General features: G+C 71.3%; 12 protein-coding genes. 7 read left to right on the top strand and 5 right to left on the bottom strand.

The genetic code is table 11. The annotated features are described in order from the left end of the window. The first annotated feature begins 1 nt into the window (after position 1). Complete coding sequence (locus OG861_RS19430) at positions 2-1,315, top strand: carbohydrate ABC transporter permease (RefSeq protein WP_329195655.1); 1,314 nt, start codon at positions 2-4, stop codon at positions 1,313-1,315. After that, complete coding sequence (locus tag OG861_RS19425) at positions 1,312-2,178, top strand: carbohydrate ABC transporter permease (protein WP_329195657.1); 867 nt, start codon at positions 1,312-1,314, stop codon at positions 2,176-2,178. Before OG861_RS19430 ends, OG861_RS19425 begins: the two co-directional genes overlap by 4 nt. A 104-nt stretch (positions 2,179-2,282) precedes the next feature. Here OG861_RS19425 and OG861_RS19420 read toward each other — a convergent pair whose 3' ends face one another. Then, the gene (locus OG861_RS19420; RefSeq protein WP_329195659.1) at positions 2,283-2,933 is read right to left on the bottom strand and encodes a TetR/AcrR family transcriptional regulator; all 651 of its coding nucleotides are present in this window, start codon (positions 2,931-2,933) and stop codon (positions 2,283-2,285) included. Positions 2,934-3,094: 161 nt separating this feature from the next. On the opposite strand from OG861_RS19420, the gene OG861_RS19415 reads away from it, so the two are divergent. Together OG861_RS19415 and OG861_RS19410 are read left to right on the top strand one after the other, a co-directional pair. Further along, positions 3,095-3,994: an ABC transporter permease gene (locus tag OG861_RS19415; protein ID WP_329195661.1), complete on the top strand. Its 900-nt coding sequence runs from the start codon at positions 3,095-3,097 to the stop codon at positions 3,992-3,994. Next, positions 3,987-4,763 carry an ABC transporter ATP-binding protein gene (locus tag OG861_RS19410; RefSeq protein ID WP_329195663.1) on the top strand — a complete coding sequence of 259 codons (777 nt, stop codon included), beginning with the start codon at positions 3,987-3,989 and terminating at the stop codon, positions 4,761-4,763. Before OG861_RS19415 ends, OG861_RS19410 begins: the two co-directional genes overlap by 8 nt. 108 nt (positions 4,764-4,871) lie before the next feature. On the opposite strand, the gene OG861_RS19405 is transcribed toward OG861_RS19410, so the two are convergent. The 3 genes from OG861_RS19405 to OG861_RS19395 all read right to left on the bottom strand — a co-directional run bounded on the left by OG861_RS19405 (position 4,872) and on the right by OG861_RS19395 (position 11,391). After that, complete coding sequence (locus tag OG861_RS19405; protein WP_329195664.1) at positions 4,872-9,839, bottom strand: NAD-glutamate dehydrogenase; 4,968 nt, start codon at positions 9,837-9,839, stop codon at positions 4,872-4,874. A gap of 380 nt (positions 9,840-10,219) precedes the next feature. Further along, positions 10,220-10,894 carry an HAD family hydrolase gene (locus OG861_RS19400; RefSeq protein WP_329195665.1) on the bottom strand — a complete coding sequence of 225 codons (675 nt, stop codon included), beginning with the start codon at positions 10,892-10,894 and terminating at the stop codon, positions 10,220-10,222. Continuing rightward, positions 10,891-11,391: a DUF6912 family protein gene (locus OG861_RS19395; RefSeq protein ID WP_329195667.1), complete on the bottom strand. Its 501-nt coding sequence runs from the start codon at positions 11,389-11,391 to the stop codon at positions 10,891-10,893. Before OG861_RS19395 ends, OG861_RS19400 begins: the two co-directional genes overlap by 4 nt. A gap of 328 nt (positions 11,392-11,719) precedes the next feature. Between OG861_RS19395 and OG861_RS19390 the strand changes: the two genes are divergently transcribed. Beyond that, complete coding sequence (locus OG861_RS19390; protein WP_329195669.1) at positions 11,720-12,112, top strand: Rv3235 family protein; 393 nt, start codon at positions 11,720-11,722, stop codon at positions 12,110-12,112. A 115-nt stretch (positions 12,113-12,227) separates the two neighbouring features. Here the strand turns inward: OG861_RS19390 and secA are convergent, their stop codons facing one another. Further along, positions 12,228-15,017: a preprotein translocase subunit SecA gene (gene secA, locus OG861_RS19385; protein WP_329195671.1), complete on the bottom strand. Its 2,790-nt coding sequence runs from the start codon at positions 15,015-15,017 to the stop codon at positions 12,228-12,230. 226 nt (positions 15,018-15,243) lie between these two features. On the opposite strand from secA, the gene OG861_RS19380 reads away from it, so the two are divergent. After that, positions 15,244-15,825 carry a GNAT family N-acetyltransferase gene (locus OG861_RS19380; protein ID WP_329195672.1) on the top strand — a complete coding sequence of 194 codons (582 nt, stop codon included), beginning with the start codon at positions 15,244-15,246 and terminating at the stop codon, positions 15,823-15,825. 9 nt (positions 15,826-15,834) lie between these two features. Further along, a complete protein-coding gene (locus OG861_RS19375) occupies positions 15,835-17,013 on the top strand; it encodes a winged helix-turn-helix domain-containing protein (protein WP_329195674.1) in 1,179 nt (392 codons plus the stop codon). Positions 17,014-17,018 lie beyond the last annotated feature (5 nt).

Raw genomic sequence — 17,018 nt, 5'->3', positions numbered from 1 at the left:
GGTGGCCGCCCCCGACGTCTCACGGGCGGGGGAGGCCAGGCGCCGCCGTCTCATAGCGGCGGCGTTCCTCCTCCCCGCGCTGGTCCTGCTGGGCGCGCTCGTCGTGCACCCCATCGGCTACTCGCTCTACCGCAGCCTCTTCGACCGCTCGGGCGACACCTTCGTGGGCGGCGCCAACTACGCGGAGATACTGCGCGACGGCACGATCCGCACGGCGCTGCGGAACACGGCGCTGTGGGTGGTGCTGGCCCCGGCCACCGCCACCGCCCTCGGGCTGATCTTCGCGGTGCTCACCGAACGGGTGCGCTGGGGGACGGCGTTCAAGCTGCTGGTGTTCATGCCGATGGCGATCTCGATGCTGGCGGCGGGCATCATCTTCCGGCTCGTCTACGACCAGGACCCCGACCGCGGTGTCGCGAACGCCGTGTGGGTCGGGGTCCACGACACGTTCGCGCAGTCCTCGGCCTTCCCGAAGGCCCGCCCGGGCCGTGACTCCCCGCTGGTGGCGGCCCCGGGCGGCGCGTTCGAGACCCGTGACCCGGTACGGGCGGGCACGGCCGTGGCCGTCCCGCTGGTCGGGGTGGCCCCGGACGCCCTGCCGAAGGGCACCCGTACGGCCCGGCCCCCGGTCGGTGAGCCCGGCAAGGTCACCGGGACGGTCTGGCAGGACTTCACCCGGGGCGGCGGGGGCCGCACGAACACGGTCGACCCCACCGAGCAGGCCCTGGCGGGCATGCGGATCGAGGCGGTCAAGGACGGCCGGGTGGTCGACAGCGCGACCGCCGGCCCGGACGGCACCTTCACCCTGTCCGCGAAGGCCGACGGCGCGCGGCTGCGGCTGCCCGCGTCGAACTTCCGCGAACCGTACTCGGGCGTGCAATGGCTCGGTCCGACGCTGGTGACCCCGGCGGTGATCGGGGCGTACGTGTGGATGTGGGCCGGGTTCGCGATGGTGCTGATCGGGGCCGGGCTGGCGTCCGTACCGCGCGAGCTGCTGGAGGCGGCGCGGGTGGACGGGGCGAACGAGTGGCAGGTGTTCCGCCGGATCACCGTGCCGCTGCTGGCGCCCGTCCTCGCGGTCGTGCTGGTCACCCTCGTCATCAACGTGATGAAGATCTTCGACCTGGTGTTCGTGATCGCGCCGGGCGCGGTGCAGGACGACGCGAACGTGCTCGCGCTCCAGCTGTACCGCACGTCCTTCGGCACGGACGCCGACCAGGGGCTGGGCAGCGCCATCGCCGTGCTGCTGCTGGTGCTGGTGGTGCCGGTCATGCTCTACAACATCCGCCGGATGCGCCGGGAGGCCCGCCGATGAGCGCCGCACCACGGTCCTGGTCACCGCAGGCCCTGGCCGGCCGGCTGGCCGGCGGAGCACTGAGGGTGTTCCTCGTCCTCGCGGGCCTGTTCTGGCTTCTGCCCACGCTGGGCCTGCTCATCTCCTCGTTCCTTTCGCCCACCGACTTGAACAAGGGCGGCTGGTGGCAGGTGCTGAGCGCGCCGTCGCGGCTGACGGCCGACAACTACGCCGACCTGCTGTCCAACGAGACGATCACCGGTTCGCTGCTGAGCACGGTCGCGATCACCGTGCCGGCGACCCTGCTCGTCGTCACGCTCGGCGCGTTCGCCGGGTACGCGTTCGCCTGGCTGGAGTTCCCCGGCCGGGACTGGCTGTTCCTGATCGTCGTCGCGCTGCTGGTGGTTCCCGTACAGGTGGCACTGATCCCGGTGTCGGAACTGTTCGGCGCGATCGGGCTGTTCGAGACCACGGCCGGGGTGGTGCTGTTCCACACCGCCTTCGGGCTGCCGTTCGCGGTGTTCCTGCTGCGCAACTTCTTCGCGGAGATCCCGCGCGAGCTGCTGGAGGCGGCACGGCTGGACGGTGCGGGCGAACTGCGGCTGTTCACCCGGGTGGTGCTGCCGCTGGGCGGTCCTGCGATCGCCTCGCTCGGCATCTTCCAGTTCCTGTGGGTGTGGAACGACATGCTGGTGGCGCTGGTGTTCGCGGACTCCGCGCATCCGCCGGTCACCGTGGCGCTCCAGCAGCAGGTACGGCAGTTCGGCAACAACATCGACGTGCTCGCGCCGGGCGCGTTCTTGTCGATGGTGGTGCCGCTGGTCGTCTTCTTCGCCTTCCAGCGGCAGTTCGTGACGGGGGTGATGGCCGGGGCGGTCAAGTGACCGGCCGCCGCACGCGGGGACGCCGGGCCATGTGCCCGGCGGCCGCCCGCCGGCCGCAGCGCCTCAGCGCCGTCACGCCGTAGCGCCGCAGCGCCGTCGCACCCCTACTCGGCGGCGGCCTTGAGGCCCGCGACCACCGATCGCGCCAGCTGGTCCAGATAGGCCGCCGGCACCTTGTCCCGCACCACGACCTGCCGCCAGTACAGCGGGCCGATCGCCAGGTCCAGCGCCCGGCCCGGATCCGTGCCCGCCGCCAGCTCGCCGCGCGCGACGGCCTCGGAGACGATCCCCTGCGCCATGCTCCGCTCGCCCTCCAGCAGGGCGCCGCGCACCGCGTCGGCGATCTCGGGGTGGCGCGCGGCCTCCACCAGGAGGTCGGGGATCACCGCCGACGCCACGGGGTGGCGCAGCACGTGGGACGTGACCTCCAGCAGGGCCCGTACGTCCCCGTACAGCGAGCCGGTCGCCGGTACCGGGAGCCCGTCGGCCGCGAAGGCGCCGACCAGGTCCAGCACGAGGTGGAGCTTGGACTTCCAGCGCCGGTAGACGGCCGTCTTGCCGACGCCCGCCCGCCGCGCGATGCCCTCGATCGACATCCGGGCGAAACCGACCGTGGCGAGCTCCTCCAGGACCGCCGTCCGGATCGCCCGGGTCACGTCCTCGCGCAGGAGGGCGGCCCCGGCGGGTGCGCGGCGGGCGGGGGCGGCGGGCTCGGTGGCGGGGGCGGCGGGCTCGGTGGTCATGGGACAGAGCATAACGGCGCACGCCGCCACCGGTCCGTCACGACGATACGGTTGCGTCTCAACGCGGAGGCGCCTACTCTCGGCGTCACGACGATACGTAACCGTCCCGTCGGTAGTCCGAAGTCCGGCGAGTCCCCGTCGAAAGCGACCCAGTGACCGTGACCGTGCCCCCCGTGACCGCACCGCCGCCCGCGACGGCGCAGGCCGTGACGCCCGAAGCGCTGGCCGCCGCCCACGGCCTGACCCTCAGCGGCGCCCGCCCCTCCCTCCCCCGCTACGTCGCGCAGCTGTGGGAGCGCCGCCACTTCGTGACGGCGTACGCCACCGCCCGCATGCAGGCCACGTACAGCGCGGCCCGCCTCGGCCAGGTCTGGCACCTGGCCACCCCGCTGCTCAACGCGGCCGTCTACTACTTCATCTTCGGCGTGATCATGAACGCCGGGAACCGCGTCGCGGACTACATCCCGTTCCTGATCACCGGCGTGTTCGTGTGGGACTTCATCGGGAGCTCCATCAACGCGGGCACCCGCGCCGTCCACAGCAACCTCGGTCTGGTGCGCGCCCTGCACTTCCCCCGCGCGGCCCTGCCCCTGTCGACCGTCATCCAGCTCTTCCAGCAGCTGCTGGTCACCATGGGCGCCCTGGTCATCCTGCTGCTCGCCTTCGGCCAGATGCCGGCCCCCTCCTGGCTCCTGGTGGTGCCGGTGCTGCTGCTGGCCGCCGTCTTCTGCGCGGGCTGTGCCATGGCCATGGCACGCATCGGCAGCAAGAACCCGGACGTCAGCCAGCTGATGCCGTTCATCCTGCGCACCTGGATGTACTCGTCCGGCGTGATGTGGTCCATCGAGTCGACGCTCAAGTCGGACCACCTGCCGCACTGGGTGACCACGGCCCTCCAGCTCAACCCGGCGGCCGTCTACATCGACCTGATGCGCTTCGCACTGATCGACAGCTTCGCGGCGCATTCGCTTCCGCCCCACGTCTGGCTGACCGCCGTCGGCTGGGCCCTGATCGCCGGCATCGGCGGCTTCGTCTTCTTCTGGAAGGCAGAGGAGGAGTACGGCCGTGGCTGACACCGCCATCCGCGTCCCCACCGTCATCGCGGACGACGTCCACGTCGTCTACAAGGTGTACGGCACCGGCACCCGCAAGGGCGGCGCGACCGCCGCCCTGAGCCGGATCATCTCCCGCAAGCCCGCCCCCGGCGTCCGCGAGGTGCACGCCGTCAAGGGCGTCAGCTTCACCGCGTACAAGGGCGAGGCGATCGGCCTCATCGGCTCCAACGGCTCGGGCAAGTCCACCCTGCTCAAGGCGATCGCCGGACTCCAGCCGGTGGCCCGCGGCCGCGTCTACTCACAAGGCCAGCCGTCCCTCCTCGGGGTGAACGCCGCCCTGATGAACGACCTGACCGGCGAACGCAACGTCGTGCTCGGCGGCCTCGCGATGGGCATGACCAAGCAGCAGATCCACGAGCGCTACCAGGACATCGTCGACTTCTCCGGGATCAACGAGAAGGGCGACTTCATCTCCCTGCCCATGCGCACCTACTCCTCCGGCATGGGCGCACGGCTGCGCTTCTCCATCGCCGCGGCCAAGGACCACGACGTCCTGATGATCGACGAGGCGCTGGCCACCGGTGACGCCGCCTTCCAGCGCCGCAGCCAGGACCGCATCGAGGAGCTGCGCGAGAGCGCCGGCACCGTCTTCCTCGTCAGCCACGGCATCGGCACGGTCCGCGAGACCTGCGACCGGGCGATCTGGCTGGAGTCGGGCGTCCTGCGCATGGACGGCCCCGCCGACGAGGTCTGCGACGCGTACGAGGCGTTCAGCCGGGCCGGCTGAGAACGCCCGCACCGCGCGCCACGCGACGCGCACCACCGCGCACCGCACCGCGCACCACGAAGCGAGCGGCCCCGGGACAGGAGTCCCGGGGCCGCTCGTTCACCACCGTCAGCCGTGCGAGCGCAGCAGCGAACGCATCGTCCGCATCGCGACGGACAGGTTCGCCAGGTCGAAGTCGTCCGACCCGCGGATCTCGTCCAGGGTCGTCCGCGCCCGGCCGATGATCGCCGCGTTGCGCTCCTCCCACGCCTTGAAGCGTTCCTCGGGAGTGGCCTCGCCGTCGCCGGCCGCCAGTACGTCGGCGGTCAGCGCCGAGTGCGCCGCGAACAGGTCCTCGCGGATGGAGGCGCGGGCCATGGACTGCCAGCGGTCGGCCCGCGGCAGCTCGATGATCCGGTCCATCAGCTGGGTGATGTCCAGACGGTCGGCGAGGTCGTAGTAGACCTCGGCGACGTCCAGCGGGTCGACGCCCGTGCGGTCGGCGATCGCGACGATGTCGAGCGTCGGGAAGGCGGACGAGAAGCCGGCCACCTTGGCCGCCAGCTCCTGCGGCACGCCCTCACCGGTCAGCTCGTCCATGATCGACTGGTACCAGTCCAGGTCGGCGCCGCGCACCAGCTTGGGCAGTTCCGCCCAGACCTGGGTCACCCGGTCGCGGAACAGCTCGATGGTCCCGGTGATCTCCAGCGGCTGCGGCCGGTTGTTGAGCAGCCAGCGGGTGCCGCGCTCGACCAGACGCCGCGAGTGCAGCCGCACCCGGGTCTGGACACTGGCCGCGACCTTGTTGTCCAGCGCCTCGACCGCGTCCCAGACCTCGGCCATGCCGAAGATCTCGCGGGCCGCGAGCTGCGCCCGGACGATCTCCTCCGTGGCGGCCCCGGTCTCCTCGCGCAGGCGGTGCAGGAACGTCGAACCGCCGGTGTTGACGGTGTCGTTGACCAGGAGGGTGGTGATGATCTCCCGGCGCAGCGCGTGCGCGTCGATCTGCTCGCCGAACTTCTCGCGCAGCGGGGCCGGGAAGTAGGCGTGCAGCAGGCGGCGCAGGTACGGGTCGTCCGGCAGCACCGTGTGGATCAGCTCGTCCGCCACCGTGATCTTGGTGTAGGCGAACAGGACGGCCAGCTCCGGCTGGGTCAGGCCCTTGCCGTTGTTCAGCAGCTCGCGGATCTGCCGGTCGTTGGGCAGGAACTCCAGCGCGCGGTCCAGCAGTCCCTCGCGGCCCAGGCGGCGCATGAAGCGCTGCTGGGCGTGGAGCAGGCTGGGGGCCTGGGCGACGGCGTTGGCCAGGGCCACGTTCTGCGCGTAGTTGTTGCGCAGCACCAGACCGCCGACCTCGTCGGTCATCTCGGCGAGCAGCGCGTTGCGCTGCTTGACGGTCATGTCGCCGTCCGCGACGACCGAGTTGAGCAGGATCTTGATGTTCACCTCGTGGTCGGAGGTGTCCACGCCGGCGCTGTTGTCGATGGCGTCGGTGTTGACCTTGCCGCCTTCGCCGCCGGCCCCGACGCGGGCGAACTCGATGCGGCCGAGCTGGGTCAGGCCCAGGTTGCCGCCCTCGCCGATGACCTTGGCGCGCACGTCGGCGCCGTTGACGCGGATGGCGTCGTTGGCCTTGTCGCCGACGTCGGCGTGCGTCTCGGCCGTCGCCTTGACGTACGTACCGATGCCGCCGTTCCACAGCAGGTCCACGGGGGCCTGCAGGATCGCCTTCATCAGGTCGGCCGGGGTCATCTTGGTGACGCCGGCCTCGATCCCGAGGGCCTCGCGGACGTGCGCGTTGACCGGGATGGACTTCGCCGAACGCGGGTGGACGCCGCCGCCCGCCGAGAGCAGCGCGGTGTCGTAGTCCGCCCACGAGGAACGCGGCAGGTCGAACAGGCGCCGGCGCTCGGCGTACGAGGTCGCCGCGTCCGGGGTCGGGTCGAGGAAGATGTGCCGGTGGTCGAAGGCGGCGACCAGGCGGATGTGCTCGGAGAGCAGCATGCCGTTGCCGAAGACGTCACCCGACATGTCACCGACGCCGACGACCGTGAAGTCCTCGCTCTGGGTGTCGTGGCCCAGTTCGCGGAAGTGCCGCTTCACCGACTCCCAGGCGCCGCGGGCGGTGATGCCCATGCCCTTGTGGTCGTAGCCGGCGCTGCCGCCCGACGCGAACGCGTCGCCCAGCCAGAAACCGTAGGCCTGCGCGACCCCGTTGGCGATGTCGGAGAAGGTCGCGGTGCCCTTGTCGGCGGCGACGACGAGGTACGTGTCGTCCTCGTCGTGGCGGACCACGCCCTTGGGCGGCACGACCTCACCGGCGACCATGTTGTCGGTGATGTCGAGCAGCGCCGAGATGAAGATCTTGTAGGAGGCGATGCCCTCGGCGAGCCACGCGTCCCGGTCCACCGACGGGTCCGGCAGGTTCTTCGCGACGAAGCCGCCCTTCGCGCCGACCGGCACGATCACGGTGTTCTTGACCATCTGCGCCTTGACCAGGCCGAGGACCTCCGTACGGAAGTCCTCACGCCGGTCGGACCAGCGCAGGCCGCCTCGGGCGACCTTGCCGAAGCGCAGGTGGACGCCCTCGACGCGCGGGGAGTACACCCAGATCTCGAAGGCCGGGCGCGGCGCCGGCAGGTCCGGGATGGCCTGCGGGTCGAACTTCATCGACACGTACGCGTGCGGCTCGCCCGCGTCGTTCGACTGGAAGAAGTTGGTGCGCAGCGTCGCCTTGATGAGGGTCAGGAAGGAGCGCAGGATGCGGTCCTCGTCCAGCGAGGCGACCTGGTCCAGGGCTCCGTCCAGCTCCTCCAGCATCGCGTCGACGAGCTCGGTGCCGGCGGTCTGCCGGGCCGGGGACATCCGCGCCTCGAAGAGCGAGACCAGCAGCCGGGTGGTGTGGACGTTGTTGCGGAGGGTGTCCTCCATGTAGTCCTGGCTGAACGTGGAGCCGGCCTGGCGCAGGTACTTGGCGTACGCGCGCAGCACCACGGCCTGCCGCCAGGTGAGCCCGGCGCTCAGTACCAGGGAGTTGAAGTTGTCGTTCTCCGCCTGGCCCTGCCAGACCGCCGCGAAGGCGTCCTGGAAACGCTCGCGGGCGTCGTCACCGAGGTGGGTTTCGCCGTTGCCCGACGGGACGGGCAGCCGCAGACCGAAGTCGTAGATCCAGGCCTGGGTGCGGTCGCTGCACCGCAGCTCGTACGGGCGCTCGTCGGTGACCTCGACGCCCAGGCGCTGGAGCACCGGGAGCACGGCGGACAGGGAGACCTGCTCGCCGTGGCGGTAGATCTTGAAGCGGCGCTCGCCGGGGCCGGCGCCGACCGGTTCGTACAGGGAGAGGTCGAACTCCCGGCCGCTCTCGGACAGCCGCTCCAGGCGGACCAGGTCGGCCACGGCGGAGCGCGGCGAGTGGTCGGCCTTGTAGCCCTCGGGGAAGGAGTTCCCGTAGCGGCGCAGCAGTTCCGCCGCGCGCTCCTCGCCGGTCTCCGCGATCAGCGCCTCACCGAAGGCGTCCGCCCAGGAGCGGGCGGCCTCCACCAGGCGGGCCTCGATGCGCTCGACGTCGGCGTCGGTCAGTGCGGGCAGCTCCGTGCCCTGCGGGACGCGGACGACGAAGTGGATGCGGGAGAGGATCGACTCGGTGTTCCAGGCGGTGAAGTCGACGCTGGTGCCGTTCAGCTCCTCCTGGAGGATCGCGATCAGGCGCAGCCGGACCCCGGTGGTGTACCGGTCGCGCGGCAGGTACACCAGCGCCGAGTAGTAGCGCCCGTACTCGTCCTGGCGCAGGTACAGCCGCAGCCGGCGGCGTTCTTGCAGGTACAGGACCGAGGTGACGATCTCGCGGAGCTTGTCGACCGGGGTCTGGAACAGCTCGTCGCGCGGGTAGGTCTCCAGGATCTGGAGCAGGTCGCGGCCGTCGTGGCTGTTGGGCGAGAACCCGGCGCCTTCGAGGACCTCGGCGACCCTGCGGCGGATCACCGGAACGCGGCGCACCGACTCCGTGTACGCGGCGGAGGAGAACAGGCCGAGGAAGCGGCGCTCGCCGACGACGTTGCCGTCGGCGTCGAACTTCTTGACGCCCACGTAGTCGAGGTACGAGGGACGGTGCACGGTGGCGCGGCTGTTGGCCTTGGTCAGCACCAGCAGCCGGTGCTCGCGGGCCTTGGCGCGCGCGTCGGCCGGCAGCCGGTTGAAGGAGGGCGAGACGGGGTGCGCGTCCTCCTGGCCGTGGTGGACCGGGTCGGAGCGCAGGATGCCGAGACCGGTGCCCGGCACGGCGGCCAGCGCGTCGTCGTCGACCAGGTTGTACTCGCGGTAGCCCAGGAAGGTGAAGTGGTCGTCGGCGAGCCAGCGCAGCAGCTCACGGGCCTCTTCGAGCTCGTACTCGCGCAGGTCGGGCGCGGTCGGCTCGCTGGGCAGCTCGTCGGCGATGCGCAGCGCCGCGTCGCGCATCTTCTCCCAGTCCTCGACGGCCTCGCGCACGTCGGACAGGACGCGCTGGAGGTCGCCGGTGATCTGCTTGAGGTCGGCGCGGTCGGTCTCGCGGTCGATCTCGACGTGGATCCAGGACTCGACGAGGGAGTCGTGGGGGCGCGCGGTCTTGGGGCCGTGGGCGTCGCAGTCCGGGCCGAGGATCTCGATGAGCTTGCCGGTCAGGTCACGGCGGACGACGACCTGCGGGTGGATCACGACGTGGATGCCGCGGCCCTGGCGCGAGAGCTCGTTGGTGACGCTGTCCACGAGGAACGGCATGTCGTCGGTGACGACCTCCACGACCGAGTGGCTGGAGGTCCAGCCGTTCTCCTCGACCGTGGGGGTGTGCACGCGCACCATCGCCTTGCCCTGCGGGCGCTGCTCGGCCAGCCGGTAGTGGGAGAGCGCGGCCCCGAACACGTCGACCGGATCCCGGTCCAGCAGGTCCTCGGGGGCGGTGTGCAGGTAGTACCGCTGGAGGTAGGCGAGCGTCGTGCCCGGATCGGGCCGCTCCCCTTGGTCGGACCCAGTCGGAAGTAGCCCCCCGGCCGGGCTGTTCTCAGCTACCCGTGCCGCCCGCGCGAGCAGCTCGGCCTTTGCTTCGTCCAGCTTGGTCTGCATGTCCTCTGGCTCCTGTCGCGCGCCATTGCGTGACGTAGGTGAAGGAAGGGATGACATAGCGCCGCGAGGCGGGGTGTCCGTTCGGGATCGACGCTATGCCGTCGAGAGAGGCCACCGGGAGGGAATCGGCCATGATCGGCGGCACGTCCCGGAAGCGGGGACCAGCGAAAGCCCGGGCACGGTCGTGCGCCGGGCGCGTGCCGGGGGTATCAGGACCCCCGATGGTTATCGCGCTGATCACGGGTACCAGGCTATCCCCCCTGACCCCCGACTCGTCACGAGCGGCTTCTGTACAAATCAGGGGGTGCATTTTTGCCGCTCTGGACAGCGACGGGAGGCGGCGTTCGTGCAGAGCGCCGAACGCGGCCCGGAGCAAGGTGTTATCCGGCCAGTTCCCGGGCCGTGGCCACGGCCTCCGCGAGGGTGTCCACGACGGGGACACCGGCCGATTCCAGACTGCGGCGGCTGTGCGAACCGCCCGTGTACAGCACCGCCTGCGCCCCCACGTGGGCGGCGGCGAGCGCGTCGTCCACGGCGTCACCGATCAGCACCGTACGGGCGGCGGTCACACCTGCCGGCTCCAGCGCGGCCAGATGGCGTACGAGGTGACCCGCCTTGGTGGTGTGCGAGGGCCCGGTACGCCCGTCGACGCGCAGGAAGTGCCGCTCTATGCCGAGGGTGCGTACCAGCGGCACCAGCTTCTCGTGGGGCGCGAGCGACAGCAGGGACTGGGTGGCACCCGCCCCCTCCCACTCCTGGAGCAGCTCCATCGCGCCCGCGGCGAGCCCGACGGCGTCCGCCGCGGACCAGTAGTGCCGGTGGAAGGTCTCGTCCATGACGAGCCACTCGGCTTCCGTGGGCATACGGCCCATCAGCCGCTCGTAGAACTTCGTGACCGGGACGACGTACAGCTCGCGGTACGTCTCCAGGGTGATCGGCGCGAAGCCGAACTCGGCGAACGAGGCGTTGGTGGCGGTCAGGACGGCGTCCACGTCGTGCAGCAGGGTGCCGTTCCAGTCCCACACGAGGTGCGGGTGCGCGTTCGGCCGGCTCACGGGAGCAGCCCCGGGATCTCCTGGACGCCGAACCACAGCAGTTCGTGGTCCTCGGCGCCGTCCACGGTGAAGCGGGCGTCGTCGTCCCCCCGGTCGGCGGCCTCCACGGCCCCGGCGGCCGCCTCGACGTCGGCCAGCGCGTCATCGGCGTCGACGTGTACGGCGGCGGCGACGGTCAGCCGTACCGGGTCGGCCAGGCTGACCTGCCCGAGGGTGGCCTCGTCCAGGCCGGGAACGGCGGAGGCGGCCTTGTCGTCGACGTCGACCGCCACGACGACGCGCTTGCGCGGGGCGGCCGGGTCGGCGGCGAGCAGCCGCAGCGAGGCCTCGGCGGCCCGGCTGAGGGCGGCGTACTCCAGCTCCTCGATGTCGTCGGAGACGTACCATTCGCGCAGCCCGGGCGTGACGGCGTACGCACGCAGCGGCGCCGGGCCCAGCTCGCCGGCCTTGTACACCTCGGCGAGCCCGGAGAGGGTCAGGGGGACGTACACGCGCATGGCCGGCCGCTTTCGTTAGTCGGAAAACCCCCTCAGGATACGGCGGGCGCCGCCCTGCGCGTCCGACCGGGGGACGACTCCTGTACCCCTTCGGGCGCGATCGCCCGCCGGGGCCGCGTCCACCCGGCGCCACGGCCCGGGAACCCGGCGGCCGGGCCGCCGCCGGAGGCGCCCCGAGAGGCGCCCCTGATAGGTGAACCGGCCGCCGTTCCGGGTCCGGTGTCCACCCCGTTGCGCAGCGTGACGATCGGCTACCAGAGTCTGCCCGTACCTAGTGACCGCCCGGCATCCGCGAGGACCGGGCCCGGCCTTCTCGGGGACGACCGCCATGACCAGGACCAGGACCACCACCCGCCCGCCGGGCCGCCGCGACCCGCAGGCCCCCGGCGCCCGCCGCCGTCCGCGCGGCCCGCACGACTGGTTCGCGGAACGCCTGCTGGCGGTCCTCAGCGGCCGCCGCCCGGTCCACTCGCTCCTGGGCCTCACGGTCGGCCCCGCGTACGAGCAACTGGTCACCCTGGCCCCGGCGGGCCCCCTCCGCGACCGCCTCACCCCGGTGCTGCGCCACTGCGGCCGCTTCTACCCGGGCCCGGGCGTCATCGAAGCCTTCGCCCGCATCGCCACGGGCGACCGCGTCTGCGCCATGGCCTTCCGCCTGGAACAGGGCCCGGACCTCCGCTGGCGCTGCGCCGCGATCGAAATCCACGACCCCCGCTTCTGACGGGCAGATCCAGCCGGCCGAAGTCCAGCCCCGCAACGGCGCCGCACCGCAAACGCCGCCGGGGCCGGACACCCGTACAACGGTGTCCGGCCCCGGCGGCGAGCCGACAGCGGAATTACTTCTTGCGACGCCGTCCGCCGGACGCCTTCTGCGCCCGCCTCCGCTCGGCCCGCGTCATCCCGACCCCCGCCTCGTCACCCTCCGCATCGGCGTCGGCGTCGAAGTCGCCCTCGACCACCCCGCCCTCCCCGTCCACCGTGGGCGCCGAGAAGTGCAGCCGGTCCGGCCGCTGCGGGGCGTCCAGTCCCTTCGCCCGGATCTCCGGCTTCGCCGGCGCCGGCACGGTGTCCTGTACCGGAAGCTCCTCGACGTGCTGCTCCACCTGAACCTCCAGGTTGAACAGGTAGCCGACGGACTCCTCCTTGATGCCCTCCTGCATGGCGTTGAACATGTCGAAGCCCTCGCGCTGGTACTCGACCAGCGGGTCCTTCTGGGCCATCGCCCGCAGGCCGATGCCCTCCTGCAGGTAGTCCATCTCGTACAGGTGCTCACGCCACTTGCGGTCCAGCACCGACAGCACCACGCGCCGCTCCAGCTCGCGCATGATGTCCGAGCCGAGCGCCTTCTCGCGCTCCGCGTACTGCTCGTGGATGTCGTCCTTGACGGACTCCGCGATGAACTCGGCCGTGATGCCCGCCCGGTCCCCCGCGGCCTCCTCCAGCTCCTCCACGGTGACCTTCACCGGGTACAGCTGCCGGAAGGCGCTCCACAACCGGTCCAGGTCCCACTCCTCCGCGAAGCCCTCCACCGTCTCCGCCGCGATGTACGCGTCGATGGTGTCGTCCATCATGTGGCGGACCTGCTCCTGGAGGTCCTCGCCCTCCAGGACGCGCCGGCGCTCGCGGTAGATGACCTCGCGCTGGTTGTTGAGGACCTCGTCGTACTTGAGGACGTTCTTGCGCGTCTCGAAGTTCTGGGTCTCGACCTGCGACTGGGCCGACGCGATCGCGCGCGTCACCATCTTGTTCTCGATCGGGACGTCGTCCGGCACGTTCGCCATCGCCATGACCCGCTCGACCATCTGCGCCTTGAACAGGCGCATGAGGTCGTCGCCCAGCGAGAGGTAGAACCGGGACTCGCCCGGGTCGCCCTGGCGGCCGGAGCGGCCGCGCAGCTGGTTGTCGATGCGGCGCGACTCGTGCCGCTCGGTGCCCAGCACGTACAGCCCGCCGAGCTCCTTGACCTCCTCGAACTCCGCCTTCACCGCCGCCTCGGCCCGCTGGAGCGCCTCGGGAAGGGCGTGCGCCCACTCCTCGATGTGCTCCTCCGGGTCCAGGCCGCGCTGGCGCAGCTCCGCCTCGGCGAGGTCGTCGGGGTTGCCGCCGAGCTTGATGTCGGTACCGCGGCCGGCCATGTTCGTGGCGACCGTGACCGCGCCGCGGCGGCCGGCCTGGGCGACGATCGAGGCCTCGCGCTCGTGCTGCTTCGCGTTCAGCACCTCGTGCGGGATGCCGCGCTTGGAGAGCTGGCGGGAGAGGTACTCGGACTTCTCGACCGACGTCGTGCCGACGAGGATCGGCTGGCCCTTCTCGTGCTTCTCCGCGATGTCGTCGACGACGGCGGCGAACTTCGCGACCTCGGTCCGGTAGATCAGGTCGGGCTGGTCCTTGCGGACCATCGCGCGGTTGGTCGGGATCGGGACGACACCGAGCTTGTAGATCTGGTGGAACTCGGCGGCCTCGGTCATGGCCGTACCGGTCATACCGGACAGCTTGGTGTAGAGGCGGAAGAAGTTCTGCAGGGTGATCGTGGCGAGCGTCTGGTTCTCGTCCTTGATGTCCACCCCTTCCTTCGCCTCGATCGCCTGGTGCATGCCCTCGTTGTAGCGGCGGCCGGCGAGGATGCGGCCGGTGTGCTCGTCGACGATCATGACTTCGCCGTCGATGACGACGTAGTCCTTGTCGATCTTGAACAGTTCCTTCGCCTTGATGGCGTTGTTCAGGTAGCCGACGAGCGGGGTGTTCACCGACTCGTAGAGGTTGTCGATGCCGAGCCAGTCCTCGACCTTCGCCACGCCCGCCTCGTGGATGGCGACGGTGCGCTTCTTCTCGTCGACCTCGTAGTCGCCGGTCTCCTCGATGCCCTTGAGCGGGTTGCCCGGCTCGCCCTTGGTCAGGCGGGTGACGAGCTTGGCGAAGTCGGCGTACCACTTCGTCGCCTGGTCGGCCGGGCCGGAGATGATCAGCGGCGTACGGGCCTCGTCGACCAGGATGGAGTCGACCTCGTCGACCACGGCGAAGTTGTGGCCGCGCTGCACCAGCTCGTCCTTCGACCACGCCATGTTGTCGCGCAGGTAGTCGAAGCCGAACTCGTTGTTCGTGCCGTACGTGATGTCGGCGTTGTACTGCTCGCGGCGCTGGGCCGGCGACATGTTCGCCAGGATGCAGCCGACTTCGAGGCCGAGGAACTTGTGCACCCGGCCCATCAGCTCGGAGTCGCGCTCGGCGAGGTAGTCGTTCACCGTGATCAGGTGGACGCCCTTGCCGGACAGCGCGTTCAGGTACGCCGGGAGCGTGCCGACGAGGGTCTTGCCCTCACCGGTCTTCATCTCGGCGACGTAACCGAGGTGCAGCGCCGCGCCGCCCATGATCTGGACGTCGTAGTGCCGCTGGCCGAGGACGCGCTTGGCCGCCTCGCGAACGGTCGCGAAGGCCTCGGGCAGCAGGTCGTCCAGGCTCTCGCCGTCCTGGTAGCGCTGCTTGTACTCGTCCGTGAGCGCCCGCAACTCGGCGTCGGAGAGGTTGACGAAGTCCTCTTCGATGGAGTTGACCTGGTCCGCGATGCGGTGCAGTTTGCGCAGGATCTTGCCTTCGCCTGCACGCATGAGCTTGTTGAAGACGGACACCGAGGTTTGTCTCCTTGCCGGTCGGGCCTGGCACTGGTTCGTACACGGGCACGGAGGGTGGGCCCCACCGCAACGGCCATCGTAAGCGAGGACGCGGTCACGTCGGGAGGTCCGCACTATCCGCAGGGCGCGGGCGCCCGGAATGAGAACGTACGGGGGGCACGGAAGGTGCCGGTGTGGGCGAAAACTGTTCGCCCACGGCGTGCCGCCGCAGCAGAATCCGTTCATGGAGCCCACCACCTTGACCACGGAGCGCCTCGATCTGCGGCCCTTCACCCCCGCCGACGAGGACGAGGTGTACGCCGCCGCGCAGGATGCGGACATCCAGCGCTGGACCCTCGTGCCCTCCCCGTACGCGCGCGAACACGCCCGCAGCTTCGTCCGCGAGATGGTCCCGGACGGCTGGCGCGACGACACGGCGTACACCTTCGCCGTCCGCCTCGGCGCCCGGGGCCCGCTGGTCGCGGCCGTCGGCGTCCACGTACGGGGGCCGGGCGGGTACGAGGTCGGCTACTGGACCGCCAAGGAGCACCGCGGCCGCGGCTACATGGCCGAGGCCCTGCTCGCCGTCGCCCGCTGGACCTTCACCGAGGTCGGCGCCGCCCGGCTCGAATGGCGCGCCGAGGCCGGCAACTCCGGCTCGCGGGCCGTCGCGGAGAAGGTGGGCTTCCGCTTCGAGGGGCTCCTGCGGGCCGGCCTCCTACGGGCCGGCACCGCCCGGGACTGCTGGGTCGGCGCCCTGCTCCCCTCGGACCTCGGCCTGCCCTCCGCCCTCCCGTACCTGCCCGTTGTCAGTGCCCCGTCCTAAGCTGCGGCCATGACGACCGCGCCGCCGCCGACCGTGTCCCTGTCCGCCGACGAGGCGCGCCGGATAGCCCTGCGCGCGCAGGGTTTCCTCGGGGCGCCCGACCGCCGGGGCGGCGTCCGCGGGGTCCTGCGCCACCTGGGCGCCGTACAACTGGACACGATCTCCGTGCTGGCCCGCTCGCACGAGCTGGTCCCCTACGCGCGCCTGGGCGCCGTGGGCCGCGACACCGTGGAGAAGGCCTACTGGTCCGACCGCCACGCCTTCGAGTACTGGTCCCACGCGGCCTGCGTCCTGCCCATCGAGGAGTGGCCGCACTTCGCGTTCCGCCGCCGCGCCCGCCGGGCGCGCGGCCACCGGTGGCACGTCCTCCAGGACAAGGAGCGCTCGACCCGGGCCGTCCTGGACCGCCTCAGGGCCGACGGCCCGCTGACCTCGACCGAGCTGGGCGGCGCCAAGAACGGCGGGGAGTGGTTCGAGTGGTCCGAAACCAAGATCGCGGTGGAGTGGCTGCTGGACACCGGTGAGGTGGTCTGCTCCGAGCGGCGCGGCTGGAAGCGGGTCTACGACCTGCCCGAGCGGGCCGTCCCCGACGCGCTGCTCCACGACGACCTGGACGACCGCGAGTGCCTGCGCCGGCTCGTCGCGCTCGCCGGACAGAGCCTGGGCGTCGGCACCCGCGCCGACATCGCGGACTACCACCGCCTCAAGGGCGACCAGGTCGACACGGTGATCGCCGACTCGGGGCTGGTGCCCGTGGCGGTCGAGGGCTGGGGAAGGGCCGCGTGGGCAGATCCGGCGGCGCTGGCCACGGTCCCGCGCGGCCGCCACCGCACGACGCTGCTGTCGCCGTTCGACTCCCTGGTGTGGGACCGGGCGCGGACGGAGCGGATCTTCGGCTTCACGCACCGACTGGAGGCGTACGTCCCCAAGTCACGGCGGATACACGGTTACTTCGCGATGCCGCTGCTGGCCGCCGGCAGGCTCCAGGGCCGGGTCGATCCGGCCCGCGAGGGTGCCACGCTGGTGGCCCGGCAGCTCTCCCTGACCAGCCCCAAAGCCGCCCGGCCGATGGCCGAGGCCCTGCTGGAGGCGGCGTCCTGGGTGGGCTGCGACTCCGTGCGCGTGGAGCGGGCCGGCACCCCGGCGGAGGCCGCGGCGGTCACGGCTGAACTGGCCGCGCTGGGCTGACGCCA

The organism is Streptomyces sp. NBC_00539 (assembly GCF_036346105.1).
In the GTDB taxonomy this organism is placed as follows: Bacteria; Actinomycetota; Actinomycetes; order Streptomycetales; family Streptomycetaceae; genus Streptomyces.
The sequence above is the reverse complement of the archived record's forward strand: the minus strand, read 5'-3'. Positions and strand labels throughout refer to the sequence as shown.